We start from the raw sequence: 25,854 nt of genomic DNA, 5'->3' as shown, positions 1-25,854 counted from the left end.
AACATGTCGAAGGCGCAGATCCTTCAGCAGGCTGGTACCTCCGTGCTGTCAAAAGCCAACCAGGTTCCACAGGGCGTTCTGTCTCTGCTGCAGTAAGCCTTACGCTACAAGACAAAACCCGGCTCAGGCCGGGTTTTTTTATGCATCAAAAAGGTTACGACACGCTTACATCAAAATAGCCGTACGGCTACAGCTCTTATTTGTGGGTAAAAATAAAATGCTGTGGCACTTCATCGCTCAAAATATAATCTTCCTCACCTAATCGTTCGGATTCAAAATTAAACGTTTCCTGTAATGCGCCGCTGAACAGCGCCGTGCTTTGCTCGGTTTTGGCAATAATTAGCGTTTTATCAAGGCCGCCGCCGGTCTGCGTTTCGCTGTATTCGGCCGGAAAGGTTAAATTGCCATACTTAACCGTCATTTTTTCCATTATTTTCCCCTTAAAGCGTTAACCAGAAAAAATTCAGCGTCATAACCTGTTAAAACCTTAGAGCAGCCTGGTTAAAAAGTCACCATGCCACGGGCTCGCCTTTCCGCCTTTCGGGACTCAGATCTTAAAATTGGGTTTATACTTCTGTTTCATTCGCTATTCAGGAGGTCACCTATGTTCATTTCTTATTCTAACGATCCGCGCTTTACCGGCTTGCAGAATCGGATCGAAAAAGATCCCAAAGAGCAGAAAGACAGCCCGGACGATGCGCCAGAATCGGGCGACAAACTTCCCGAATAAATCGCCGCGAGTTTTATCGGATCTGTGATGCAGCGCGGGATCGGTTTGGTGCCAGCCTCTATAGTTAACTGACCCATATGGGGTGATGGAGGTGGCTATGTCTGAACGTCCGGATTACCAGGAACCGGTTCCTGATGACGCTGAATATCCAGCCGATGATGACCATGAAGATATCCCTGAAGGCAGCGATGAACTCGTCGATCCGCTGGAAGATGACGAAGAAATTGATGCACCGCTGGAGGATGACGATCTCGTTGAGTCCGATGATGAAGAGGACGACGACGAGGACAGGTAGGAGGATATCTGATTGAACCCGTGTCGTGAGCCGCCTCCGGAAACTGAGGCGGCTCGCTTTATTGTGCCTTACGCTGAGGCGATCCTTGCAGAAAAGGCAATAAAAGAGCCGGTCTGAAACATAATTAAAAGCAGCGTGCCGGCAATCTTTAAAACTAAGAGCCGCTGGCTTTGCTTAGCCGGGCAGTTGCTCAGCGACATGCCAGTCATAAACGCGCGAACGTTTATGATTTGAATGCAGGTCGTCAGCAGGCAGGCACAAAAAAAACCGGCTGGTAGACCGGGTTTTTTGAGGACCTTCAGAAACCGTTACTGAGCGTTCCTGACCGTTCCCGAATACAGCAAACAAGCTTTGACAATAGCGCGACTGGCGTCGGGGAAATGTAAGAGCTGTGCTGGCGCGCCTTTAACATTCTGACCCGCCCGCGAAATTTTTAGCTATTGATATGCTTCGCAAAACCCTTTCCGTCCCTGCTATTTTCCTGTTTTTAGTCTTGCTGCTGCCAGCCCGCTGTTTGCCCTTTCTCTCCCGTGGCTTCTACACTGGCATGCTTAACAGCGGACGGGAGAACACAGGGTGGAAGAAGAAAGCCTTACGCAAATCTATCATCAGCGCTCGCAGAAAACGCTGCGCATCTGGCGCGATCCGACAACGGCTAAAGCGTACAGCGGCTTCTATCCGGAAAATCTAAAAGCCATCGCCACCGGCATTAAGCCCGCCTTGACCCAGCCGATAAGCGCGTTGCTGGCAGAGCTGCGGGAACAGGTGCTGGACGATCCGCTTGCCGATATCATGCAGCCTGACCATTTTCATCTGACTTTTCTGGCCATTACCCCTTCGTGTTATGACCAACGCCACCAGCCTGAGGGCATTGAGGAGCTAACGCGAATTGCCGCGGCGCACTGCCTGGAAAAAAAGCTTACCGTCCGCGAGCTGCGGCTGGTGGCTTTGCCTAATCAATTACTTATCGCCGGTATAGCGGATGCGACAGATATCACGAGAAGAGAAGCTTTCTGGCAGGCGTTGCAGCATTCCGGCTATGCGGGCCTGTTAAAAGAGAGGTATAGCGGCAGCGCCCGGCCACCGACGTTCTGGCACAGCACGCTGCTGCGCTATAACGCAGCGGTGTTGCCCGAGCGCCTACAGCAGTTTTTTAAAGCGCGTATGAATCAGCGATATGGCGAAATTACCGGCACCATTCAGCTGCGTCTGGTGACCTATAACTGGTCGCAAACCGCCGCGTTGTCCTGAGCATGGCGCAAAGGAATGCGATCGTCATCACAACTTCGTGCGCCACAGCCATTTAATCCATGCCTGTGGACTTTTTAACATAACCTCCGGCCTGCGCGAGTCTGTATGTTACCGGCAGACAGGATAAAACCGGGGTTAAAAAAATGTCTTCAATCAATAACAGTATGGTGCTGCCGCAGGCGCGGAAAAACAAAGTCCGGCGGATGAATCTCTTTATTTCGTTTTCGGCAGGCCTGGCCGGGCTGCTGTTCGGGCTGGATATCGGCGTGATTTCGGGCGCGCTGCCGTTTATTACCCAGCACTTTACGCTCGACAGCCATGAGCAGGAGTGGGTAGTCAGCAGCATGATGCTGGGCGCGGCAATTGGCGCTATCTGCAACGGCTGGGTGTCGCACCGGCTGGGGAGGAAATATAGCCTGATGGCGGGCGCGTTGCTGTTTATCGTCGGCTCGCTGGGATCGGCGCTGGCGGTCAATCTGGAGGTCCTGCTCGCTTTTCGCGTGCTGTTGGGCGTCGCCGTCGGCATCGCTTCCTATACTGCGCCGCTTTATCTTTCTGAAATGGCGACGGAAAATATTCGCGGCAAGATGATAAGCACCTATCAGCTGATGATCACCTTCGGCATTCTGCTGGCGTTTTTATCGGATACGGCCTTCAGCTACAGCGGCAACTGGCGCGCCATGCTGGGCATTCTGGCGCTGCCCGCCGTTTTGCTGTTCGTGATGGTGATCTTCCTGCCCAACAGCCCGCGCTGGCTGGCGGCGAAAGGCCTGCATGTGGAGGCGGAAGAGGTGCTGCGGATGCTGCGCGATACGTCCGATAAGGCCAGGCAGGAGCTGAACGAGATCCGCGAAAGCCTGAAAATGAAGCAGGGTGGGCTGTCGCTGTTTCGCAAAAACAGCAACGTCCGCCGCGCCGTGTTTCTCGGCATGCTGTTACAGGGAATGCAGCAGTTTACCGGTATGAATATCATCATGTATTACGCGCCGCAGATTTTTAAAATGGCGGGATTCCAGAGTACCCAGCAGCAGATGATGGCGACGGTAGTGGTTGGCGTCACCTTTATGCTGGCGACTTTTATCGCGGTCTTTACTGTCGATAAGGCGGGCCGCAAACCTATTTTGAAAATCGGTTTCTCTGTGATGGCTTTTGCCACGCTGATCCTCGGCTATTGCCTGATGAAAGTGGGGCAGGGCGAAGCCACCATGAACCTTTCCTGGGTGGCGGTCGGCATGACGATGCTTTGTATTGCAGGCTACGCGATGAGCGCCGCGCCGGTGGTGTGGATCCTCTGTTCGGAAATCCAGCCGTTAAAGTGCCGCGACTTTGGCATCACCTGTTCCACCACTACCAACTGGGTAGCGAACATGATTATCGGCGCGACCTTCCTGACCCTGCTGGGCAGCATCGGCGCGGCGGGCACCTTCTGGCTTTATACCGGCTTTAATCTGGTATTTATTGTAATTACCTTCCTGCTGGTGCCGGAAACCAAAAACATTACGCTGGAACATATTGAAAAGAATCTGATGGCGGGGAAAAAACTGCGGGATTTGGGGCAGTAATGCTGCTGCCACGTTGAAAATATTGGCCCTGAGCCGACCAGCTTCAGGGCCGACAAATAGTGTTTATACTTTATTTATTGCGCTGCGAAGTATTATTAATCTGATTAAATAATCAACCGAAAAAATTACGTTAAGGAAGCTCTTGATATATTTCCATTTGCTTTGTATTTGTTCACATAACGGTGCAATGCGATGTTTCTGCTGAAGAAAATAATTGTCACTCGGCTCCTGTCTTAATTATTGCAATGACCTCGTCAATATCAACACATAATTTTTTTGTCTGTTTTTCTGCCCGTTAAGCTTGCTGTCACGGCAAAAGCACGACTACCTTTTACAGTGCAGGTTTGCTTTTGTGGAATAAAAAAGACAGGAAGCGCAATGAAGAAAGTTCTCGGCACCTTTTTACCTTTATACAGCACCACGCTGCTGATGCTGTTGGGTTCCGGCCTGCTGACCACCTATGTTTCCCTGCGTCTGGCGCAGGAACAGGTTAGCGGCAGCCTGATCGGCGGTATTATCGCAGCCAACTACATCGGCCTGGTGATAGGCGGCAAGGTAGGGCATAACCTCATCGCGCGGGTGGGGCATATTCGCGCCTATGTCTCCTGCGCTGGCATCATTACGGCTTCCGTGCTGGGACACGGGCTGACGGAATGGCTGCCTGCCTGGATAGGTCTGCGGCTGATTATCGGCCTGTGCATGATGTGCCAGTATATGGTGCTGGAAAGCTGGCTGAACGATCAGGCGGAGCCGGGCCAGCGCGGTCTGATTTTTGGTTTCTATATGGTCGCCACCTATCTGGGACTGTCGTCCGGTCAGATCATCCTGATGACCCAGGCGGCATCCGGTAGCGCAAGCCTGCTGATTGTGGCGCTTTGCTTCGCGCTTTGCCTGGTGCCTATTGCGCTGACCACCCGTACCAACGCGCAGCCAATGTCGCCCGCGCCGATGGAACTGGGCTATTTTTTTCGCGCTATCCCTCGCATCCTGCTGATTACGCTGGCGACCGGCATGGCCGTTGGCGCGTTTTACGGCATGGCGCCCGTTTACGCCAGCCAGCTAGGGTTTACCACGCGGCAAACCGGTTTGTTTATGGCCATTACGATTTTCGCCGGGCTGGTGTCGCAATTCCCTTTGAGCTGGCTCTCCGATCGTTTTAACCGCCATCGTCTGCTTTGCGGCACCGCGCTGCTTTATTCGATAACGGCGCTGTTGCTGACGCTGCCGCTGCATTTCACTTTCATCTGGGTGACCGGCGCGGCATTTATCACCAGCATGATGCAGTTCTCGCTTTACCCGCTGGTGGTGGCGATGGCTAACGACAGCGTGGCTCCGGAAAGGCGCGTTTCGCTGACTGCCTGCCTGCTGATGGCATTTGGCGTTGGTGCCTGCATCGGGCCGATGATCACCGGCGCGCTGATGCAGCCGCTGGGCGGGCATATGCTCTATCTGTTTTTCGCGCTTTGTGGCGTAATAATTGCGGTAATGAGCTGGCACCGTAGCGAAATCCAGCAGGAAAATGCCGAAAATCCTACGCCGCATGTCGCCGTACCGGACAGCCTGGCCAGTTCACCGCTGGCCGTCGCGCTGAATCCCTCGCTGGATGAAGAGGAAATTCAGGCGGCAATGGTTAACAGCGAAGAAGATCAGGCCGAAGCGACTTCTTAAAAGCGCTAATCCACCGGCGGTGCCCCGGCATCGCCTTATTGGAATTAATTTTATTTATATGGAATTTTTAAGTTAATAAAATGCGTTAATTCTGGAATGTAAAAATGTTTATCTTTCCTGATATAGCACTAATAAAAAATATTACCAGGCGTTAATTTTTTGAGGCTTGTTGTTAAGCGTTTTTTGTAATTCAAATAGCATTTTGAAAGTTGGTTATTGAAATATAAAGCGCTATTTTATTGTTTATAAATTTAGTGTGGTAGATCCCATATTGCGAAAATAATAAATGGATAGTTAATTTGGTCGCTATATTTTATAGTGGCTCTGTTTCTGACAGAGATAAGGAGCGTCAATGGGAAAATATTTATCATTTCGCGGAAAAGTCTGGCTGAAGATTGTGCTGGGCTGTCTGATATTCTGGATACTGTTGCTGCTGTGGGGGATAGCTTAATGGCTACGCTTCCTGAAAAATCATGCCTGAAGGGCTGGAAAATGAATCAGCAACAGCGACGTTTTCTGGAGTCTTTCTTTCCTGAGGAAGAGGAAAAACCAAAACCGGCCGCAGAGGAACCCACCCTGAACATGGCTGAAAAACGTCCTGCAGCAAAGCGGTGAGCTTCAGCCGGAAAGGGCGCGGTGTTCAGGCCGATTTACGCCGCCGCAGCAGGATCTGTTTGCGGGTAAAGAGGCGGGTCATCACCAGGGCAAACAGCGCGAACAGGCCGCCTATAGCGGTGGTTTCCAGACGATGGGTGGCAACAACAATTTGCGACGTTCCCAGGCTGGCGATCATAAACACCACCATCATGGTGACGATAAAGGCAAAGACGAAATAGGATTTAGCGATCAGCGAATAGGACCAGGTAAAGGCGGCGTAACCAAACAGCATAAATCCGCCTATCAGGTAAAGCGGAGCGTCACACAGATCGATAAGCGCCGCCGCCGCAATACTGCCCATCAGCGTGCCTGATACGCGCGCGCGCACCCGCGACAGCGAGTCCCGATAGTTGTTACGCAGACAGATTAACAGCGTCATGCCCGCCCAATAGCCGTTTTTCAGATGGAAAAATTCCACGCCGGAGAGCGCCAGCCCCATCGCCATTAGCGCAAAGAAAACCGACCATTGCAGATGGATTTTGTGTTTATATTTGCCTGTTGTGACGCGTAAAAAACGCAGCCAGGCGCGCGGATAAACGTCTTTCAGATAAAAAGGGTAGCGGCGGAACACCAGATAGAGGAAAAACATCTGGATCAGACCGCCAGCGCCAACCAGCATAGCCCGATCGGCGGCGTGCTCCGGCGAACCGGCAAAATAACCGGAGACCAGCCAGGCGATCGACCATTGCAACAGCATCCACCATGCGCTGTCATCCACGTTCGCCATCGTCACGTAAACGGCCGCATAAAGCATGGCGCCGGCAATATAGAGCGGCGTAATGTTGCCCGCCAGGCAGCCCAGCGCTGAAGAGAGCGCCACCCCCAGCGTGGTGGTAAACAGCAGCGAAAAAGAAGATCCGCCCCAGGTTTTATTCGCACCGAACGCCAGCGTCAGCGCGCCGCTGGCAACCAGGCCTGCGGCCTGCACCTGTCCGAAGGTAAAGCCGGTCAGATAGATAACGAGCAGCGCGGGCAGGCAGCAGAGGCCCAGCAGTAAATCATGTCGCGGCAGGGGAATTAAACGCATGCGGTAGCCAAATCTCCTTGTAGCTAATAACGAAAGCAAGCATAGCGCAGCACGGCTAATCTGCTATAAATTCCAGTAAATTCATGGCAATGCTTCTGATGCCGTCGCTGATGCCGGGCCGCAGGCTTGCAAAAGTTCACGCGACTGAGTACGCTCAACGGCCTGAGGCGATGGCGTGCCGCCTTTCCCAACCGCCCCGCTCATAAGGGGCTGATGACGCCTGACAACGCTCTCTTTTAACCAGGAGGAGTGCGCGTCGGGCTTCTTACGCAATCCTCGTCACTCTATTGAGGAAGATGATGTTTAAACCTCTGCTCGCTGTGATTATCGGCGGTTCGGCCGGTTGCGTTATTCGCTGGCTGCTGGCCGTCCGTCTTAACTCGTTGTTTCCAAATCTGCCGCCGGGTACGCTGCTGGTGAATCTGCTGGGCGGATTTATTATCGGCGCGGCGATGGCGTGGTTTTTACGTAATCCGCAGCTTGATCCTGCCTGGAAGCTGCTGATCACCACCGGCCTGTGCGGCGGCATGACCACGTTTTCCACCTTTTCGCTGGAAATTGTTACGCTGATGCAGGCGGGAAACTATCTGTGGGCGATGGTTTCCGTATTAACGCACGTGGTTGGTTCGCTGCTGATGACGTTCGCCGGCTTCTGGCTTATCACTTTAGTGATGGGCTGATGAGCTGATAGGGCGCACCAGCCCGAAAACCGTATTACTGCGGCGGCTGTTCCTCATCCTCATCGCTATCGAAAGCTAACGCGCTGGCGCTGGCGGCATCAAACAGCGACAGGCTCTCAATCTGACTGAGCAGAATAACTTTACGGAACGCCATCGCGGATTTCGGTTCCGAATCCAGCGTAATATTATGCTCCGCATACCACTTGCTGTAGTTGTGTTCTACGCATAGATTCAGCGTCTTGCCGTCACGATAGCCGCTCAGCATCGGGATCAGCACAATATTAGCGGTATTCTCGATCTCATAGGAAGCCGTATGGATCATACCGATATAGATGCGGCGCGATTTCAGCGTTACCCAGGCCAGCTCCCCTTCTTCCATGCACTGAAACAGAATGCCTTCAACGCCGTTAGAGCGCGAAAGTTCTTTATAAAGCTTTTTGCGGCCCTTGCTGTTCAGCCTGGCGCTGCCGGACCAGTTAGAACGGTAAAGACAAAAGGCGACGGCAAAAGAGAGCATCACCACAACTGGCGCCTGGATACCGAGAAAGCTCCAGTTCATAAATTCCATTTGCCAGTTGTGGTGATGACCGCCCGTAAGCTCAGGCATGATGTTCAGCAGGCTGGAGCAGGCGAGCAGAAAGAGCCAGATTAGCCCGGTGGCGATCACGCCCTGCAAGACAAAAATACAGCCGTAAAGGGCGACCAGAAAGTAGACGTCCCAGCCAAAAGAACGCTTGATTTTAAAGCGGGTGGAAAGGTCGCGACTGGTGTACCAGTAGCCGCAAACCATCAAAACCATAAATATCGCCGTTCCCATTTCAGGCCTCTTTATTTGTTTACCTGCCGTGCAGGCTCAGAAAGTTTCCTTTGTCAGAAAGTTGTGCGCCGTCCCTGGCGCCTCGATTAGTTGTCCGTTTGCGGCGCAGGATCGTCCTGGAGATGCTTTTTAAAGTGCTTCTCGATCTGTTCCAGCGTTTTTCCCTGCGTTTCCGGCGCGAACAGCACCGCAAAGATGCCGCCGGCGATACCTATAGCGGCAAAGGCAAAGAAGGTGTTGGTCAGGCCGAATTTTTCCAGCAGCGTCGGGAAAAGAAACGCGATGGAAAAGTTCGTCATCTGCATGGCGAAAACGGAGATGCCGTTAGCCATCCCACGGATACGCATCGGGAACATTTCCGACAGCAGCAGCCAGGTGACCGGCGACAGCGCGCCCTGCTGGAAGCAGAGGAAAATCAGCATGCCAGCCAGCACCAGGTAGCTGCGCAGCACGTCCGGATGACCATCAACCGTTTCCGGCATCAGCCAGGTCAGCAACCCAATCGCCAGCAGCGTGCAGGTACAGCCAATCTGGCCGGTCAGCAGCAGCGGACGACGGCCAAAGCGGCTCAGCAGCATAATTCCCACAAAGGTCATAATCACGGAAATGACGCCGTTAGCGATGGTCGCCAGCAGCGAGGCGTTAGTGCCCAGGCCGGTCGCCTGCAGCATGGTCGGCGCATAGAACATAATAGTATTTACGCCGGAAAGCTGTTGCAGCATCGCCACGCCGATACCCAGCGCAACCAGGCGCTTCATCCAGGTCGAAATCGTCTTTTTACGACGGGCGTTTTTCTCGCTTTTCGAGGACATCGATTTACGGATCTCGCCCATTTCTTTCTCTACCACGCGCGAATGGCGGGTGCGCTCCAGCACGTCGCGCGCCTCACGGTAGCGGCCGTGCATTGCATACCAGCGAGGCGTATCCGGCAGGAACAGCATCCCGACCCACAGCACAACTGCCGGAACGCAGGCTACGCCCAGCATCCAGCGCCAGGTGGTTTCGCCGCCCCAGACTTCGTTAATCGCGGCGTTGCTGGTATAGGCGATCAGCTGGCCAGAAACGATCATCAGCTCCTGAAGCGTCACGAACTGCCAGCGGCGATTGGCCGGCACGATTTCCGCAATATACACGGGAACGATAGCCGCCGCGCCGCCTACGGCCAGGCCGAGGATAAAGCGGAAGGTGATCATCATCTCCACGTTTGGCGCGGTGGCGCAGCCCAGCGAACCGGCCATAAAGATCACCGCCATCACCAGAATGACTTTTTTACGACCAAAGCGGTCTGCCACGCGCCCGGCGAAGATGGCGCCGATGGCGGAACCCAGAATTAAGAAGCTGGTGACCATCCCGGTGGTCAATGACGTTAAATGCAGGTCGTGCTTCATAAAAAGCAAGGCGCCCGCAATCACCCCGGTATCATAGCCGAACAGTAAACCGCCAAGCGTCGCGATAAACGCGATCACTTTTACCAGGGGTTCGGTCGGGGTACTCGTTTGAGTGCCGGCTGTCCCGCCGTTTGATGTCTGATTCACAAGTTACTCCCTTGCCAACGTTATTATTGTGATAATGATGTGATAAGCATCACAAGATTAAATCTACTCCACGCCGGGCATTTAGCCAGGCGAAACGGGAAATATAATTGCTTTTGCCCAGGGAAAATGGCCATCTTGCTTATAAAATGCGCTAAAAAGGAAGAAAGTGGATCAGAATGCAACAGAAGGTGCAGCCAGCGGCGTTTCAGTTTGCTCGTTTCTGAACGTAATGGTAATTTCTGGGATAATTTATTGCGGGGAGTAATGATGAAGCAGCTGGTTATCGATATCTTAATGAAGATGGCTAAAATTGAAGTTGATGCAAAAGAGCTGACGGCGCAGGTAGAAGCGCAGTCGCTGCTGGTGGCGGCGCTGCTGCTGACGGCGGGAAAAGGCGACGGCGCATCGACGATTTCAGACAACATTCAGAACGCCATCGTGGCGGCCACGACATCCGGTGAAAGCTTTTTGCAGTCGGATATCGATCTGTTGTTGACCCATATTAATCGACTGCTGGCGGTGACGCGCTACGTCGATGAAAAAGCCGAGGCGCAATAGCCTCTCCGCGAGGAAAAGTGATGGCTGAACAGGAACGTCGTTTGCCGCTTCCGCCCTTTACGCGTGAAACGGCAGCAGAGAAGGTACGCCTGGCGGAAGACGGCTGGAACAGTCGCAATCCGCAGAAAGTGGCGCTGGCCTATACCCTGGATACGCAATGGCGTAATCGGGCGGAGTTTATTCATGGCCGTCAGGAAGCGGAGGCTTTTCTGAGCCGTAAATGGGCGCGCGAGCTGGAGTATCGCCTGATTAAAGAGCTGTGGGCTTTCACGGACAACCGCATTGCGGTGCGCTATGCCTACGAGTGGCATGACGATTCCGGCAACTGGTTCCGCTCTTACGGCAATGAAAACTGGGCGTTCGATGACAATGGCCTGATGACCACGCGCTATGCCTGTCTTAATGACCTGCCCATACAGGAAAGCGAGCGTAAATTTCACTGGCCGCTGGGCCGTCGCCCGGATGACCATCCCGGCCTGAGCGAGCTGGGGCTCTAGCGCCGAGGCAAACCAGAAGCGGGCAGCCTGGCTCAGGCCGTCTGCTTCTGGGCTGTTCTGAGTCGTCTGACGGGCGCCGCATGCAAGCTCAACCAATACCTGCCTTCTGCGTTAACATTCATGGCTTTTGAAGAGCTATCCTCACCTTTGCCACTAAACGTCCAAAAAAGATTGTCTTACGGATTTATATCCGTCGTTTCGCTGTCATGGTTGCGATAGACCTCGCCGCACAGTAATACGGCGGAAGGGCGGCGTTCATGAATACGCTCTGCCATGCGCTCACAGGATGCGCGCGTCGGGAAAATATGTTCGGACACCGGTAAAGCGTCACAGGCGTCGTGGCCGCAGGCGCTAACCAGTAAAACGAAGCCGATTAACATTGTTCCCTCCGTAATAAAACCACATCAGTCCCAAAGTATAGGCGAAAAGCGAGGCGGCCGACGAATGTCAGCTGGCGATGCGGTACAGCCATGGGGTTGAAAAGCGAGGCGGACGTTAACTAAAAGCCGGCCCTTTATGACTAAAAGGCCGGCTGCGGACTAATGAGCCGTGGTGGAGGTGGTCGTTGTGGTGGTTCCCGTGTTCGAACCGTCGCCGCCGCCGCCCATGGTCGCCAGAGCGATGCCGAGCAGCGCGCCGACCGCGCCGACGCCAACGGCGTTGGAGTTACCGTCAGAAAGCGTGGTCGCTTCACTGCCGGCGGCGACGCCCGCGGCGGCTGGTGCTGGTGCGGCAAAAGCGGCATGGCTGCCCGTCATCATCAGGAACAAAGCCAGCGCGGTGATTTTTTTCATTATTTTTATCCTCAGGCGTTATACAGGTGTTGTTGGCGGAAAGCTTAGTTTTAATCCTTTGCGTTGCAAATAGCCGCAAAACAGCCTTTTTGCTTATTTTCTGTTTAAGAATGGCGTAAACAGATCCAGTCATTAACAGAGTATGGAAAGTAAAAAAGGCTGGCGCAGAAAGCGCTAAATCCGGCAGGCAGCAGGCAGAGAGGGGCGAAAAGGTAAAAATACAGAATAATCTTAATGCACCGGGCGGCGAGAAAACGATCGGATTTGGTCATAAATAAGATCCGCTTAATACCAGGGTTTTGGCGCAAATTTAAGAATAAACGGCGGCATAATATCTTCGTAGTTAATCGCTGTTACGACTTAAGGTAAATTTCGGCCCGAAAAGTTGTGTGCCGATATTATTTCTCGTTAGTAAGTATGACTAAAAGATGACGAAGAGGCTCCCAGTGGCTGATTTCATTGGAAAAAGAGAAAAATAGCGGCGGCAGAGCGATAACCAGTTTAAAAGACTGAGAGATGGCAATCTCCCCAGCTTCTGCCAGACTTAAAATTTACCGGCAACAGGAGGAGACGATGAGTACAGATCACGATCTACTGGCTTCAAGCGATGAAGAAGTGTGCACCATTATTGGTAAAGCTGTGGTTGACCTGAGCATAACAGGTCAGCCTGTTAATAAGGCCACGCTGGCACTTAAGCTGTTGGCGATGGCGGATCAGGACAGCGATGAAGAGCGAATTTTACTCTACTGGATTGCGCGTAGAGCAATCAATCAGCCACACAGATTTGCCGCAGCCAGTTACTGACGGTACGTGGCGCACCGGTAGTTTGCCGGAAGAACGGCCGCTTTCCGAGGCGACCGTTCTTACTGCTTCAGCTAATCAGGTAAGGCAACGTATCCAGGGGATGTATCGCATCATCAGCCAGTGCGACGTACGCGAGGGAGCCGTCGGAACATCAGGTAATACGACGTACCCAGGGGATCTGCCGTAGCAGCCAGGTAATAGCGGCGGAAATAGCGAAGCAGGCCAGCGCGACGGCCGGAATGGTCAGCGCGGATGAATAGCCTTCAAATTCGATATGCAACAGATGCAGCAGCGACTCCAGCACCATCAGGTGCACAAAGAAGATCCCCAGGCTCAGCCGCGATAGCCCGTGGATAAGCCGTATGGCGCGCTTGCTATAGTGGAAGGGCGCATTCAGCAGCATAAAGAAGCAGGCCAGTGAAACCACCACCAGCGTCGGCGCGGAGTAAAACAGAAAAATGGCGTTAGGCGCAAAAGTGCTGATTGAAAGCGAATAGGTCATTACCGACGTTAACACCGCAGACAGAATAAAGATAATGCCTGAAATCACGACCTTGGGATTGATATCAAAACGCCTCGCCACGCCGCCGATAATATAAAAACCGGACAGATACACCACCATATCAATATTGCTGGGCGCCGGAATGGCGTGGCCTTCCAGCAGGTTAGCCTTAACGTTATCAAACAGCATATAAACCGAAGCCAGCACAAACCAGACAGTAACGGTGTAATTAACGCGCTGCTGGCTACCATTTTGAATAAATGTATTCAGCAACGGCGTCACCAGATAAAGCAGGATCATCGTATAGATAAACCACATATGCGGATAGGCGGGCGTGCTCAGCAGCTCCAGCAGGCTGACCGGTGAAGTATCCGCGTTAACTTGTTTATTATAAATAATATAAATAACGGACCAGACAACCAGCGGGATTACCAGATCCAGCACGCGCGTTTTTAACGTACTGAGCAGCGACTCATTTTTATTAAGAGAAACGTAGCCGGCAATCAGTAAGAAGAGGGGAAAAGCGATGCGCCCGAGCGCTTCATACATCACGGACACTGACCAGGCCAGATGGAAATAGCTGAAAGGAACGGCCGCCGTATGTAGCAGAACAACCAGATAGGTGGCCACCAGCGTCAGCAGCTTAATATTCATTTTTTTCAACACTTAACTCCTTGTCAGGAAGCGTAATCAGACGCGAGCAGTCAGATTATAGCCATTCGGCTAAAGGTAACATACTCCGTCGTACAGACGTATCTCCGGACAGGAAAAAAGCGTTCAGGTCTGGCGCCTGGCCGCCTCGCCGTTAGCGTACCAGGACGAAGCCGATAGGGCGAAGTGCGTGACCGCCTCGCCGTTAGCGTATCAGCGCGAAGCCGATCGGGCGTAGTGCCTGGCCGCCTTGCCGTTAGCGTACCAGGGCAAAGCCGCTCAGATGTGGTGCGTCGCCGCCTCAATAGTCAGCGTGCCGGGGCAAAGCTGGTCAGGCTTGACGAGGCGATATTCGGCCTGGCCCTGGTGGATATACATGCAGGCACGTCCTGCGGATCCGCCATCCTGCTCCTGAGAGAGCGTCAGCGTGACCTGCTGCGCCGGCGCGTTCAGCGGCAGCAGCACGGTAAAAAGCGCTGGCACGGCCAGAGTAAGAAAAGTGTTCGATCCATTCATCATAAACAGCCAGAAGTTAAGAGAAGAGGCCCGGCTCTGCTTTTGCGAGGCACTGCCAGTGATAAGCTATGACGGTAGCGTCCCGACACGGCGACCTGCAAGCTTTCACGCATAATATCGGACGAAGCCTGGTCAAATCAGCTGGAAAACTCTTAATATAGCTGGAATCAAAACTTTTGCCGGTTTTGCAAGGGAAGTTCATTAAATATCAACAGGTTTTGATAAGCAGGAAAGCAAATTATTTTCTTTTCAGGGCCAGCGTAATATGAAAAAGGATTAGAAGAGAGGAAATTTGGCTTAGAGGGAAAAAATTGCCTCGGGAAGTGGGAAACCCTACTGCACTTCCTGAGGCTATGCAAATGCATAATACGTTACGCACGGGAATGTAGACTTTTTTAACGCCTTGTACAAGTTTTATTTAATCCTGTACAACTTTTCGTTAATGCATAGTTATGCAGTGGCAATAAACGTGCTATCTGAGGGATCGTGCGAGACAGGATCGCGATCGATCGGGATCGAAAGCTGGCGGCAACGCGTGACAAGTAGCAACAGCCGAAAGCCGATACGGCACTGGAAACAGAGAAAATATTCTGCCGAAAAGGGCGAAAGTTGTTAAAATTACTCTTTACTCTTTTTTCATGGAAGCCGCTATGTCATCAGAAATTGCTCATCCTTCAAGCAGCCCTAAACAGGCCGCGCTCCAGCTGGTTATTGAACTGGTTCGCGCCGGTAAACTCAGCCCGTTACAGGGCGATGCGTCGAACATGATCTCTATTTACGAGCAGTTCAAAACGCATTTTGAGTCCGACAAGCACAAGCACTCTGCCGACTCCGCTATCTCCTGATATCCCGGCGGGCGGTAAACCGCCCGCTTCGCGCCTAAATCTTACTTACCGCGTCGTAGTACAGCATACTCACGCCAATGCTCTGGCGAGCCCCCTGTACGTTGCTGCGTAAGCCAACCAGCTTCTGCCCCTGCAGCGTCACTACGTAAGGCGAATCCTGCTGGATCTGCGTTTGCAGCTGCTGATAAAGCGCGCTGCGCTTCCGGGCGTCGCTCTCGGCCGCTGCGGCCCGCGTCTCCTGGCTCAGCTGCGGAATGGCCCAGCCCAGTCGCCATGCCAGGGTTTTCGGCCCGCCCGGCACGTTATAGGCAAAGGCGCTGGCGTTGGTGTTGGGATCGATATAGTCCGCGCCCCAGTAAATAAAGATCGACTGAAAATCCCGCCCGCGCATTTTCCCCCACAGCTCGGCTTCCGCCACCGGCTGAATGGCCAGCTCAATATCCGCTTTGGCAAAGCTGGCCTGTAGCGCCTGCGCCACGTCGGTGTAAGGCGGCTGGTTAACGATGGTCAATGAAAAGCGGGTACCGGGCTTGATGCCGCCCTGAGATAAAATTGCTTTAGCCTTCGCCAGATCGTAATGAAAGGGCTGGTTTTCCAGCGCGCCGTCGAAACCCTGCGGCAGAAAGCTCTGATGCACCTGATATTGCCCTTTCAGCAGCTGCTGCGAAATAGCCTGATAATCCACCAGCCAGCGCGCTGCCTGCCACAGCGCCGGATTGCCCAGGGCGGGCTGCTGCTTATCCTGGGTATTGAAACCCAGATAGTAGACAAGGCTGGAAGGGAAGCTGGCAACGGTGACGCCCGGCTGATTTTTCAGCGCCGCAAACTGATCGGCCCCTAAATCATAGGCGACATCGGCATCGCCCTGTTGCAGCAGCAGACGACGCGAGCCGGCATCGGCCACGCCCTTCAGGATCACTCTTTTCAGCTTCGGCGCCGGGACAGCGTGCGTGTTCTCCTCCAGCACCAGCGCCTGCTGCGGCACGAAGTTGCGAATGCCGTAGGCGCCGCTGCCGGCGGAGTGGGTACGCAGCCAGCCGTTGCCGTAATCGTTGCCGCTGGCGTGCTGTATAGCCAGCCTGCGGTCAACGATGGAAGCCACAGGCGCGGTCAGCAGACGCAGCGCCAGATCGCGGCCGATAGCGGCAGGCCAGCGGATTTCCACCTGATTGTCACTGCGGCGGATCAGCTGCTGGTCTATATTTTCCGGCGTCCAGCCGAACTCGGCCAGGATAAACGAAGGCGTCTTATTCAGCTTGACCACGCGGCTCAGCGACCAGATAACATCGTCGGCGGTGACCGGATTGCCGCTGGCGAAGGTCGCGCCCGGCTTCAGGGTAAAGATCAGGCTGTGTTCGCTGCCGCCCGGCTGCCAGGATGTCGCCAGCTGCGGCGCCAGTTTAGTGGGATCGTTGCGATCGGCATCGACCAGCTTCTGATAAAGGTTGATCAAGCTGCTGCTGCTGACGGTTTCAAAGCTTTCCGCCGGATCGAAGCTGATAATGCCGTCCAGCGGAATGGCTACGATTAACGTGTCGGCGGGCGTAGCGGCGTAAGCCTGCGCGGCGAACAGGCTGGCAAAAAGAACGGAGGCAATCTTGCGCATCGGCATATCCTGAAGAGAGAGATATCAGGACTATAGGAGGAAAAAAGCGGCGGGGAAATGCGAATTCCGGCAAGGGTTAGCAGTTTAAGAGATTAGCCAGATCAAGCGCTTATGGCTGAACACCGCGTTCAGCCATCGCCCGTTATTTAATGTAGCCGCGCTCCATTCTCACCGCGCGGTCGCACATATGGTCGATCACGTCCGGATCGTGGCTGACCAGCACCATCGTCAGGTTATCCTGCTGCTTCAGCTTGTTCAGCAGGTTGAGGATTTCGGCCTGCACCGACATATCCAGCGCGGAGGTCGGCTCGTCCAGCAGCAGAATTTTCGGCTCCAGCAGCAGCGCGCGCACGATAGCGACGCGCTGGCGCTGGCCGCCGGAAAGCTGATGCGGATAGCGATCGGCCAGCGCCGGATCCAGCCCGACATGGCGGAATCCCTGCTCGATACGGTCATCGATATCGCGCACCTTCAGCAGCTTCAGCGGCTCCGCCAGCGTGCGCTTCAGACGATGGCGCGGATGCAGCGAAGCATAGGGATCCTGAAACACCATCTGCACGTCCCGACGCAGCTGCCCGGTAAAGGGTTTGCCGGACGTCGCCTGATGGCCGGCCAGCGTCATCGTGCCCTGCCAGTTTGGGTTCAGACCGGCCATGACCCACAGCAGCGACGATTTGCCGCAGCCGGAAGGCCCGACCAGGCCGAAGCATTCGCCCGCCGCAACCTGAAGCGACACGTCATGCACCACGGTGCGCTGTTCATAGCCCTGGCGGTGCGCGACGCTGAGGTTCTGTAAATCAATCATGCTCACGGTAAGCCTCCAGCGCGGCGCGATCCAGCGTCGGCAGCGGTTTGCCCTGCGTGGCTTTACTCGGGCGACACGACCACAGGGTGCGGGTATAGGGATGCGTGGCCTGCGGCAGATTAGCGGCGGGCAGGGTATCCAGAATATTGCCCTGGTACATCACCATCACGCGCTCGCAGTGTTCGGAAACCTGCTGTAAATCGTGGCTGATCAGCAGCAGGCCCATATTCCGTTGTTCCACCAGACGGCGGATTAACGCCAGCACCTGATCGCGCATGGCGTGATCCAGCGCGGAAGTCGGCTCGTCGGCAATCAGAAACTGTGGGTCGGCAATCAGCGCAATCGCCAGCATCACGCGCTGGCCCATGCCGCCGGAAAGCTGATGAGGATAACGCTGCATCAGCTGCGCGGGCTGCGGCAGGCCTACCGCATCCAGCATCTCGCAGACTTTTTCTTTGATTTCGGCGCGGCTGAGGCGGGCGTGCAGCTTCAGCGGCTCCGCCACCTGCCAGCCAATAGTGCGCATCGGATTCAGGGCATATTTCGGATCCTGCATCACCATCGCCAGCCTGCTGCCGCGCAGCTGGCTCCAGCGGCTTTCGCTCAGCGTCAGCGCATTTTCGCCCGCCACGCTAAGGGTGGAAGCCTGTAAATGCAGGGCGGGGGAGAGCAGGCCCATCAGGCTGCGCGCGGTCAGCGACTTGCCGGAGCCGGATTCGCCCACCAGCGCCACGCGCTCGCGGCCCAGCGTAAAGCTGATGTTTTTGACCAGCGCCACACCGGCGGCGCTGCTTATCGTCAGGTTGTCCGCCACAACCAGCGGCGTAGAGTCAGTTGGCATTTCGGGTATCCAGTCGGTCACGCAGGCCATCGCCCGTCAGGTTAAAGGCCAGGCTGGCGAACAGGATCGCGCCGCCCGGCGCGGCGGCTACCCACCACTGGTCAAAGATGACCTTGCTGCCTTCGGCGACCATCGATCCCCATTCCGCCGTCGGCGGCTGCACGCCCATGCCCAAAAAACCGAGGCCGGCGGCGGAAAGGATAATGCCGCCCAGGCTCAGCGCGGCGCGCACCACGGCGCTGGGCAGGCAGAGCGGCAGAATATGGCCGAACATCAGGCGCAGGCCGTTGATGCCCTGCATTCTGGCGGCGGCCAGATAGTCGCTGCGGCGCAGCGCCAGCGTTTCGGCGCGCGCCTGACGAGCGAAAGGCGGCCAGCTGGTTAACGCCAGCGCCAGCGCGCCGTTCAGCAGGCCAGGGCCAAGCATTGCCACCAGCGCCAGCGCGATCACCAGGTTCGGCAGCGACAGGAAAATATCGGTAATGCGCATCAGCACGCGCTCCGTCCAGCCGCCAAGATAGCCCGCGCAGATGCCGACCAGCATCCCGACCGGGATAGTCAGCAGCAGGATCAGCGATACCAGCAGCAGCGTAGGGCGAGAGCCGTAAATCACGCGGGAAAGCAGATCGCGGCCAAAGCCGTCGGTGCCCAGCCAGTGCGCGGAAGACGGCGGCAGCAGGCGCGCCGAGATAATCTGCGCGTTGGGGTCGAAAGGCGCTAATAGCGGCGCAAACAGCGCGGCCAGCAGCAGGATAGCCACCAGCGTGCCGCCGATAGCCAGCGACGTGACGCGTGGTCGACGGCGTCGGCGCGGGGCGGCGAGTTCAAGATCGGTAAGATTTTGCGTCATCGGGTTCTCGGATCGGTGAGATAAGTTAACGCATCCGCCAGCGCGTTCAGCAGAATAAAGCAGCCGCCGATCAGCAGCGTAGAGCCGAGGATGGCTGGCGTATCGGACGCAAACAGGGCGGTAGTCATATAGCGGCCCACGCCGGGCCAGGCAAAGACGGTTTCGGTCAGCACCGATCCTTCCAGCAGCGTGGCGTAAGAAAGCGCCAGCACGGTGATAAGGGTGCCGCGCACGTTAGGAAAAACGTGCAGCAACAGAATGCGGCCCCGGCTGGCGCCTTTTGCCCGCGCCAGCGTTACGTACTCTTTGCTGCTCTCTTCCAGCAGCGCCGCGCGCAGCAGACGGGTAATGCCCGCCATCGCCAGCAGGCCCAGCACCACTACCGGCAGCCACAGATGGGCAACCGCGTTGCGGAACATTTCGGGATCGCCGGAAAGCCAGCTGTCGATCAGCACCAGGCCGGTTTTAGGCTCCAGCGTATAGATCCAGATATCGTCCAGGCGACCCGGCCCGGCCGACCAGTGCAGCACGGCGTAAAACAGCAGCAGGCCGAGCAGGCCCAGCCAGAACACCGGAACGGAATAGCCCAGCAGCGAAACCAGACGCGCCAGGTTATCCACCAGGCTGCCCGGTTTCCATGCGGCAACCAGCGCCAGCACGATGCCGAAAAAGGCACCGAAAATCATCGAGCAGGTGGCCAGCTCAATGGTGGCCGGAAAGGTGCGCAGCAGATCGCTGGCGACGGGCGAATTGGTCAGGCGTGAAATCCCTAAATCGCCGTGCGCCAGATGCGTCAGATAGTGCCAGAACTGCATCAGCAGCGGCTGATCCAGACCCAGCTCGCTTCTTACCTGCGCATAGGTTGATTCGCTGGCGTGATCGCCGGCAATCTGCAAAACAGGATCGACCGGCGACAGATGCGAAAGCGTAAAGGTGAAGGCGAGCAGGCCGAGCAGCGTTACCGCCAGCGAGACCAGACCGGTCGCCAGGCGGCCGCCGCGCAGCCAGAACAGCCGGGCGGACCCGGCTTCAGCGGTAAAACGCGCCATTACTTACTGACCTGGCTGTAGTAGACCATATCCGGGTTGATGCCCTGCACGTAGCCTTTAAGATTGGCGCGCAGCGCAATCAGGTTGCGAGCCTGTAAGCCGATTACGTAAGGCGAGTTTTTCTGCACTTCGCGCTGCATGTTTTCATACAGTTTGATGCGCTTTTCCTTATCGCTTTCCGCCGTGGCCGCCAGCGTCTGTTTATTCAGCTCCGGGATATGCCAGTTAGAGCGCCAGGCCAGGGTTTTGCTGCCGTCTTCCGGGTTGTAGGCAAAGGCGGAAGCGTTGGTGTTAGGATCGAAATAGTCCGCTCCCCAGGCGTTCAGCGTGGCCTCATACTGATGGGCTTTGACGGCTGTTGCCACTTCGGTGCTGATACCAGGGATCAGCTGAACCTTGACGCCGCCGCGCGCGAAGCTGGCCTGCAACGCCTGAGCGATATCCAGGTAAGGCGGCTGGTTGCTGACGCTCAGCCTGAAGCTGACGTCTTTCAGTCCCGCTTTCGCCAGGATCGCCTTAGCTTTTTCCGGATCGAAAGTGTAAGGATTGTCGTTCAGCGCGCCCAGGAAGCCCTGCGGCAGAAACGACTGATGCACCTGGAACTGGCCTTTCAGCAGATCGTCCGCGATGCCCTTGTAATCGAACAGGTAGCGGGACGCTTCCCAAAACGCCGGGTTTTTCAGCGCCGGGCTGGCGTCGATATTAAACTGCATGTAATACAGCGAGGCCATCGGCACCGCCATCGGCTTCACGTCCGTTTTGCCCTTGAGCGACGCCATCTGATCGGCGCCCAGGTTGCGGGCGATATCCGCATCGCCCTGTTCCAGCAGCAGGCGACGGGCAGCCGGTTCCGGCACGTTTTTAATCAGCACGTTTTTCAGCTTTGGCGCGCCCGCTGGCGAAGAAGCGTTAGCGGAAAGCAGCAGCACCTCATGCGGAATATATTTGCGGATCTGATAAGGGCCGCTGCCCGCCGAGTGCGCGATCAGCCAGCTGTTGCCGAAATCATTTTTTTGCGCGTTAGCCATCGCCACTTTTTCATCCACGATGGAGGAAACCGGCGCGGCGAGCAGGCTCAGCACGTAGGTCGGGCTGACGTCAGCCGTCCAGCTAATCTGCACGTGGCTGTCGTCGATCTTTTTCAGATGCGAGTCCACGTTCTCTTTGGTCCAGCCCAGCTGGGTCAGGATAAAAGAGGGATCGAGGTTAAGCTTGACCACGCGTCCCAGAGAGAAGATCACATCTTCCGGGCGCAGCGGGTTGCCGGAAGAGAATTTCGCGCCGTCGCGTAGGGTGAAAGTCAGGCTGCGGTTATCGCTGCCCGGCTGCCAGGCGCTGGCCAGCGTTGGCTGCAGGTCGACAGGATTTTGCGGATCCGGCTGTACCAGACGCTGATAGAGATTGGTAAACGCCTGTACCGAGGTCAGCTCAAAGCCCTGCGCGGGATCGAAGCTGTTGGCGTCATCAATAGACTGCGCGATAACCAGCGTATCCGGCGGCGTAGCGGCCTGTGCCGCAAAAGAACCTGCCAGCGCGACGGCAATGGCGGGAAGCAGAAGTTTCATGACGTTTCCTTACCCTGTTTTAATTTGTTGGCGAGTGTAGATTACCTGCATATCGGATAAATAGTAGATTATCGGCTATCGATATGCGAATTGGTTATAAGCAAAACCTATTGGTTATAAACACTAACCATTGCTACCGCAGGAAGGTAGCCCATAGCCAGGGCGCAACGCCGATAAAGTTATTCAGCATATGCAGCGCGACGGGCAGCTTCAGGCCGCCCGAATAAAAACGGGCCAGGCAGAGCAGCAGGGAAAGCGCCGTTAGCGCCAGGAGCGTTTGCAGATGAACATACTGGGTGTGGAGTCCGGCAAAGATCAGTGAAGTGAGTAGCGCACAGGCCAGCCGCTGTCCCGGCACCATCGTTAACAGCGCCTGCAGCAAAAAGCCCCGGAAAACAATCTCTTCAGCCACGGGCGCCAGTATCACCACCGCCAGCGAAAAGGCCAGCGTGCGCCAGGCTTCGATCTGTTCGTCGCCGTTTAGCTGCGTGGCGGTCCAGCTTTCCGGCTGTAAATAAAAAGACTGGGAAAAAATCAGGGCAAGCAGCAGCAGGCCGAACAGGAGCAGCGGGCGGAGCCGCAGCACGCCTGACGGCACGCCCGAATAATGGCGGTTATACCAGCGCCAGAGCGGCACCAGCACCACAAATTCCAGCAGACAGAGCGCCGGCATCAAAATGCCGTTTTCCGTTAAAAAAGGATGAAGCAGCGGCGTGCCGATCAGCAGCGTAATGCCGTACCAGATCAGGCAAATCCCCGTACAGAGCAGGGCCTCAGTCGCTTTATCCGTTTCTTTATTCATTAGCATGGGCGTGGGAAGCGTATCAGCCGATGGTAGCAAGGGCGAAGGGGAGTGTCGAGGCGGCAGAATTAGTGCGCGCTGCATCTAAATTGTTCAGCCTCCAGGCCGATAGTGCATTAACGATCGCGTCTGGAAGGGAAAAAGGACCTGCGATTTTCAGATAGCATTCAGGGCGGGCAAACGGGAGTTGTTTGTCAGCCCGCAGGATAAGGTTCGGAGTAGATGAATTTTCCCCCCATGCTTAGCCACCAGGTGCCTTACGGCCAGAAATCCACCTTCTTTACCCGACGAATAGCCGTATCGCTTATTCTGTTGATGAGCGGCGTGACGCTGCTCGCCATGCTTATGGTGGTCGGTATCGCCTGGCGTCAGAACGAAGAGGCCGTTAAACAGGAAAGTTTTTTACTGCATAACGCCTGGCAGGACGCTCGTCAGGAGTTGATGACCAATATCCGCGATTACGCCTTTTGGGGTGAAGCCTGGAACCATTTACATCTGACGATGGATAAGGTCTGGGCATTTGAGCAGCAAAACCTGGGGCCGGGTTTATACAGCGAATTCCATTATGACGGCGTCTTTGTGGTCGACGGCGAAGGGCGCACCACCTATTCAGTGGTTAACGGCCAGCTGGACGATCTCCAGCTGGAAAGCTGGCTGGGTATTCAGACCGCGCCGCTTATCGCCAGGGCACGTCTGCTGGCAAAGGAGGAGGGCGCGACCTCGCTGAATACGCTTATCGGTTCGACGCCGGCTATCGTAGCCGCTGCGCCGATCACCACAGGAAAAGTGCCGGGGCTGAAAGCCCGCTCAGGGCCGCCTTCGGTCATGGTGTTCGTCAGCCGCTACACGCCGGAAAAGCTGGCGCAGTTCGGCCGTACGGTCGGCGTGATGAATGCTCGTGTGCCGGGCAACGCGCAGGATACCGCTACCGAGCCCTTTTTGCTGGAGGCGGTATTCGACGGGATGCCGGTGGTGATCCGCTGGGATTCGCAGCAGCCGGGACGGGCGCTGCTGCTGCTGCTGTTACCTGTGCTGCTGCTGGCAGCGGTGATGCTGGCGTTGGTGACGCGACGCGTTATCAGGCACGCCATGTACAACGCCAGGCTTTGCGACGAGCGTTTTTTGCAGCTGATCCACAGTCAGCACGAGCTGGCCGTTAGCGAGGCTCGCTTTCGCGACGTGGCCGAAACCGCGTCTGACTGGATTTGGGAAACCAACGCCGAAGGCGTGCTGACCTACCTTTCCCGGCGCTTTACCGTCGCCACGGGCTTTGCGGTGGAAAAGCTGCTGGATAAATCGATCGACGCGATCCTGCAGCACGATACGCAGCCGGTTTCCGAATGGCTGTTTCAGCATCGGCAGGAAGGGCATCGCCATACCCTGCGCTGCTATTCGGTATCGGCCAGCGGCGAAAAGCGCATCTGTAGCCTGGTGGCTAACGCCGTAGAAACGGGCGGACAGATTAGCGGCTATCGCGGCACGGTTTCCGATATTACTCAGGAAATCGAGTCTCAGGCGCGCATTCACTATCTGTCGCAGCACGACGCGCTGACCGGGCTGCCAAACCGGCTCTATATGAGCGAGTTTTTGCTGAGCAGGCTACAGGCGCAGCCCACGGCGGAAAAAACGCTGGTGTTGATCAGTCTCGATCTCGATCATTTTAAGCCGATCAATGATACATGGGGCCACGCGGCGGGCGACAGCGTGCTGAATGAGGTCTCGCACCGGTTGCGCAGCGTGCTCAAAGCCGGCGATCTGGTGTCGCGGCAGGGCGGCGACGAATTTATTATTATCGTTTCCGATCTGAACGGCGAACATGAGATTGACGCTTGCTGCCAGGCGCTGCTGGACGAGGTTTGCCGACCTTTCCAGCTGGGTCAGCAGGAAATTTTTATCGGCGCGAGCATGGGGATTGCGCTGGCGCCTGACGATGCGATGCAGGCCGACGAACTGCTGCGGCTGGCGGATATTGCGCTTTATAAGTCGAAGCGGGAAGGGCGAAATCGCTGGACGTGGTACAGCGCGGAAATGGCCGAACAGCTGGTGCTGCGTCGCGAGATGGAGCGCAATTTGCGTAAGGCTATCGCCGGAAACGAACTAAAGCTCTTTTACCAGCCGCGCTATTGTCTGAGAAACACGCGGCTGGACGGCGCGGAAGCGCTGATCCGCTGGGAGCATCCGAGCCACGGCCTGATTATGCCGGATAAATTTATTTCGCTGGCGGAAGAGACCGGGCTGATTATTGATATCAGCGACTGGGTGCTGCATCGGGCCTGCCACGACGCGCTGGGCTGGCCGGAGCCGATGTACGTTTCGGTGAATATCTCGCCGGTGGAGTTTCGTAGCGGCAATCTGGCGCAGCGCGTAGCCAGCGCGTTGGCCACCAGCGGCCTGGAAGCGCACCGGCTTGAACTGGAGATTACCGAAAACATTACGCTCGAAAATCCGCAAAGCGCGCTGGAAGTGATGCAGTCGCTCAAAGCGCTGGGCGTAAAGCTGACGGTGGATGATTTTGGCGCGGGCCATGCTTCGTTGGGCTATCTGAAAATGTTCCCGTTTGACGGCATGAAGATGGATCGATCCTATATGAGCGATTTCCCGCACTCTCCACAGGCGCTGTCGATTGTTGAAGGCATTATCGGGCTGGGGAAAGCTTTCTCGCTGACGGTAACGGCGGAAGGGATTGAAACGCAGGAGCAGTTGCAGGAGCTTCAGGCTATCGCCTGTCAGGAAGGGCAGGGCTACTATCTGGGCCGACCGATGCCGCTGGATCGCTTCAGGCAGCTGCTGGACGCGCCTTGCGATATCGTTCGCAGTTGAATAACAACAGCCCGCTAAAAGCGGGCTGTTGATTAACGGACTTTCACCGCGACCAGCGTCATCATGGCCGCAATCAGCATGAACACTATCAGATCCATGAGTTGCTCCTTTGTTGAGATAATTCCTA

28 protein-coding genes and 1 riboswitch are annotated in these 25,854 nt (G+C 55.6%); of the genes, 13 read left to right on the top strand and 15 right to left on the bottom strand.

The window, feature by feature from the left end; translation table 11 throughout:
• On the top strand, positions 1-96 hold a 96-nt coding region (locus ACMGEE_RS07875; RefSeq protein ID WP_148101260.1), incomplete at its 5' end, for a flagellin.
• A gap of 100 nt (positions 97-196) precedes the next feature.
• Here ACMGEE_RS07875 and ACMGEE_RS07870 read toward each other — a convergent pair.
• Entirely contained in the window at positions 197-430 is a 234-nt protein-coding gene (locus ACMGEE_RS07870) for a hypothetical protein (protein ID WP_125288333.1), read from the bottom strand.
• A gap of 174 nt (positions 431-604) precedes the next feature.
• On the opposite strand from ACMGEE_RS07870, the gene ACMGEE_RS07865 reads away from it, so the two are divergent.
• The 6 genes from ACMGEE_RS07865 (at position 605) to ACMGEE_RS07840 (ending at position 6,121) form a co-directional block, all read left to right on the top strand.
• Entirely contained in the window at positions 605-730 is a 126-nt protein-coding gene (locus ACMGEE_RS07865) for a hypothetical protein (RefSeq protein WP_301252258.1), read from the top strand.
• A 97-nt stretch (positions 731-827) separates the two neighbouring features.
• Positions 828-1,025 (top strand): hypothetical protein, encoded by a 198-nt coding sequence (locus ACMGEE_RS07860; RefSeq protein WP_301252260.1) that lies wholly within the window; start codon positions 828-830, stop codon positions 1,023-1,025.
• A gap of 576 nt (positions 1,026-1,601) precedes the next feature.
• The gene (locus ACMGEE_RS07855) at positions 1,602-2,276 is read left to right on the top strand and encodes a hypothetical protein (RefSeq protein ID WP_436829862.1); all 675 of its coding nucleotides are present in this window, start codon (positions 1,602-1,604) and stop codon (positions 2,274-2,276) included.
• Positions 2,277-2,419: 143 nt separating this feature from the next.
• Positions 2,420-3,838, top strand: a complete 1,419-nt coding sequence (locus tag ACMGEE_RS07850) for a sugar porter family MFS transporter (RefSeq protein WP_253455139.1) — start codon at positions 2,420-2,422, stop codon at positions 3,836-3,838.
• A 378-nt stretch (positions 3,839-4,216) separates the two neighbouring features.
• Entirely contained in the window at positions 4,217-5,506 is a 1,290-nt protein-coding gene (locus ACMGEE_RS07845) for an MFS transporter (RefSeq protein ID WP_253455138.1), read from the top strand.
• A gap of 450 nt (positions 5,507-5,956) precedes the next feature.
• Positions 5,957-6,121, top strand: coding sequence for a hypothetical protein (locus tag ACMGEE_RS07840; RefSeq protein WP_253455137.1), 165 nt, complete (start codon positions 5,957-5,959; stop codon positions 6,119-6,121).
• 25 nt (positions 6,122-6,146) lie between these two features.
• On the opposite strand, the gene ACMGEE_RS07835 is transcribed toward ACMGEE_RS07840, so the two are convergent.
• Positions 6,147-7,190 (bottom strand): FUSC family protein, encoded by a 1,044-nt coding sequence (locus tag ACMGEE_RS07835; RefSeq protein WP_301729913.1) that lies wholly within the window; start codon positions 7,188-7,190, stop codon positions 6,147-6,149.
• Positions 7,191-7,347: 157 nt separating this feature from the next.
• Positions 7,348-7,420: riboswitch (Fluoride riboswitch) on the top strand.
• A gap of 69 nt (positions 7,421-7,489) precedes the next feature.
• Between ACMGEE_RS07835 and crcB the strand changes: the two genes are divergently transcribed.
• Positions 7,490-7,870, top strand: a complete 381-nt coding sequence (crcB, locus tag ACMGEE_RS07830) for a fluoride efflux transporter CrcB (protein ID WP_253455135.1) — start codon at positions 7,490-7,492, stop codon at positions 7,868-7,870.
• Between the two features lie 34 nt (positions 7,871-7,904).
• Here crcB and ACMGEE_RS07825 read toward each other — a convergent pair whose 3' ends face one another.
• Positions 7,905-8,687: a hypothetical protein gene (locus ACMGEE_RS07825; protein ID WP_253455134.1), complete on the bottom strand. Its 783-nt coding sequence runs from the start codon at positions 8,685-8,687 to the stop codon at positions 7,905-7,907.
• Positions 8,688-8,773: 86 nt separating this feature from the next.
• Positions 8,774-10,222 carry a sugar porter family MFS transporter gene (locus tag ACMGEE_RS07820; protein ID WP_253455133.1) on the bottom strand — a complete coding sequence of 483 codons (1,449 nt, stop codon included), beginning with the start codon at positions 10,220-10,222 and terminating at the stop codon, positions 8,774-8,776.
• Between the two features lie 267 nt (positions 10,223-10,489).
• On the opposite strand from ACMGEE_RS07820, the gene iraP reads away from it, so the two are divergent.
• A complete protein-coding gene (gene iraP / locus ACMGEE_RS07815; protein WP_253455132.1) occupies positions 10,490-10,780 on the top strand; it encodes an anti-adapter protein IraP in 291 nt (96 codons plus the stop codon).
• 20 nt (positions 10,781-10,800) lie between these two features.
• Entirely contained in the window at positions 10,801-11,277 is a 477-nt protein-coding gene (locus ACMGEE_RS07810) for a nuclear transport factor 2 family protein (RefSeq protein WP_253455131.1), read from the top strand.
• 176 nt (positions 11,278-11,453) lie between these two features.
• Here ACMGEE_RS07810 and ACMGEE_RS07805 read toward each other — a convergent pair whose 3' ends face one another.
• The gene (locus ACMGEE_RS07805; protein ID WP_253455130.1) at positions 11,454-11,657 is read right to left on the bottom strand and encodes a hypothetical protein; all 204 of its coding nucleotides are present in this window, start codon (positions 11,655-11,657) and stop codon (positions 11,454-11,456) included.
• A 159-nt stretch (positions 11,658-11,816) separates the two neighbouring features.
• Positions 11,817-12,071: an exopolysaccharide production protein YjbE gene (gene yjbE, locus ACMGEE_RS07800; protein WP_301252269.1), complete on the bottom strand. Its 255-nt coding sequence runs from the start codon at positions 12,069-12,071 to the stop codon at positions 11,817-11,819.
• A gap of 573 nt (positions 12,072-12,644) precedes the next feature.
• Between yjbE and ACMGEE_RS07795 the strand changes: the two genes are divergently transcribed.
• A complete protein-coding gene (locus tag ACMGEE_RS07795) occupies positions 12,645-12,875 on the top strand; it encodes a hypothetical protein (RefSeq protein ID WP_125288345.1) in 231 nt (76 codons plus the stop codon).
• Between the two features lie 151 nt (positions 12,876-13,026).
• Here ACMGEE_RS07795 and ACMGEE_RS07790 read toward each other — a convergent pair whose 3' ends face one another.
• Positions 13,027-14,043: an acyltransferase gene (locus tag ACMGEE_RS07790; protein ID WP_367317864.1), complete on the bottom strand. Its 1,017-nt coding sequence runs from the start codon at positions 14,041-14,043 to the stop codon at positions 13,027-13,029.
• 264 nt (positions 14,044-14,307) lie between these two features.
• Positions 14,308-14,547 carry a hypothetical protein gene (locus ACMGEE_RS07785; RefSeq protein ID WP_253455129.1) on the bottom strand — a complete coding sequence of 80 codons (240 nt, stop codon included), beginning with the start codon at positions 14,545-14,547 and terminating at the stop codon, positions 14,308-14,310.
• A gap of 647 nt (positions 14,548-15,194) precedes the next feature.
• Between ACMGEE_RS07785 and ACMGEE_RS07780 the strand changes: the two genes are divergently transcribed.
• Positions 15,195-15,389: a hypothetical protein gene (locus tag ACMGEE_RS07780; protein WP_125288348.1), complete on the top strand. Its 195-nt coding sequence runs from the start codon at positions 15,195-15,197 to the stop codon at positions 15,387-15,389.
• Positions 15,390-15,423: 34 nt separating this feature from the next.
• On the opposite strand, the gene ACMGEE_RS07775 is transcribed toward ACMGEE_RS07780, so the two are convergent.
• The 7 genes from ACMGEE_RS07775 to ACMGEE_RS07745 form a co-directional block, all read right to left on the bottom strand.
• The gene (locus ACMGEE_RS07775; RefSeq protein ID WP_436829861.1) at positions 15,424-16,995 is read right to left on the bottom strand and encodes an ABC transporter substrate-binding protein; all 1,572 of its coding nucleotides are present in this window, start codon (positions 16,993-16,995) and stop codon (positions 15,424-15,426) included.
• Between the two features lie 142 nt (positions 16,996-17,137).
• Positions 17,138-17,800: an ABC transporter ATP-binding protein gene (locus tag ACMGEE_RS07770; protein ID WP_301252330.1), complete on the bottom strand. Its 663-nt coding sequence runs from the start codon at positions 17,798-17,800 to the stop codon at positions 17,138-17,140.
• Positions 17,793-18,641 carry an ABC transporter ATP-binding protein gene (locus tag ACMGEE_RS07765; RefSeq protein ID WP_301252271.1) on the bottom strand — a complete coding sequence of 283 codons (849 nt, stop codon included), beginning with the start codon at positions 18,639-18,641 and terminating at the stop codon, positions 17,793-17,795. The genes ACMGEE_RS07770 and ACMGEE_RS07765 overlap by 8 nt, the downstream gene beginning before the upstream one ends.
• Positions 18,631-19,491, bottom strand: coding sequence for an ABC transporter permease (locus ACMGEE_RS07760; RefSeq protein WP_253455126.1), 861 nt, complete (start codon positions 19,489-19,491; stop codon positions 18,631-18,633). Before ACMGEE_RS07760 ends, ACMGEE_RS07765 begins: the two co-directional genes overlap by 11 nt.
• Positions 19,488-20,540, bottom strand: a complete 1,053-nt coding sequence (locus ACMGEE_RS07755; protein ID WP_253455125.1) for an ABC transporter permease — start codon at positions 20,538-20,540, stop codon at positions 19,488-19,490. Before ACMGEE_RS07755 ends, ACMGEE_RS07760 begins: the two co-directional genes overlap by 4 nt.
• On the bottom strand, positions 20,540-22,105 hold the full coding sequence (locus ACMGEE_RS07750; protein WP_253455124.1) for an ABC transporter substrate-binding protein: 1,566 nt from the start codon (positions 22,103-22,105) through the stop codon (positions 20,540-20,542). Before ACMGEE_RS07750 ends, ACMGEE_RS07755 begins: the two co-directional genes overlap by 1 nt.
• Before the next feature lie 133 nt (positions 22,106-22,238).
• On the bottom strand, positions 22,239-22,907 hold the full coding sequence (locus tag ACMGEE_RS07745; RefSeq protein ID WP_301252273.1) for a CPBP family intramembrane glutamic endopeptidase: 669 nt from the start codon (positions 22,905-22,907) through the stop codon (positions 22,239-22,241).
• 222 nt (positions 22,908-23,129) lie between these two features.
• Here ACMGEE_RS07745 and ACMGEE_RS07740 point away from each other — a divergent pair, with 222 nt between their 5' ends.
• On the top strand, positions 23,130-25,727 hold the full coding sequence (locus ACMGEE_RS07740) for a bifunctional diguanylate cyclase/phosphodiesterase (protein WP_436829860.1): 2,598 nt from the start codon (positions 23,130-23,132) through the stop codon (positions 25,725-25,727).
• Positions 25,728-25,854 lie beyond the last annotated feature (127 nt).

The organism is Erwinia artemisiae (genome assembly GCF_051400835.1).
Lineage (GTDB): Bacteria > Pseudomonadota > Gammaproteobacteria > Enterobacterales > Enterobacteriaceae > Erwinia > Erwinia aeris.
The sequence above is the reverse complement of the archived record's forward strand: the minus strand, read 5'-3'. Positions and strand labels throughout refer to the sequence as shown.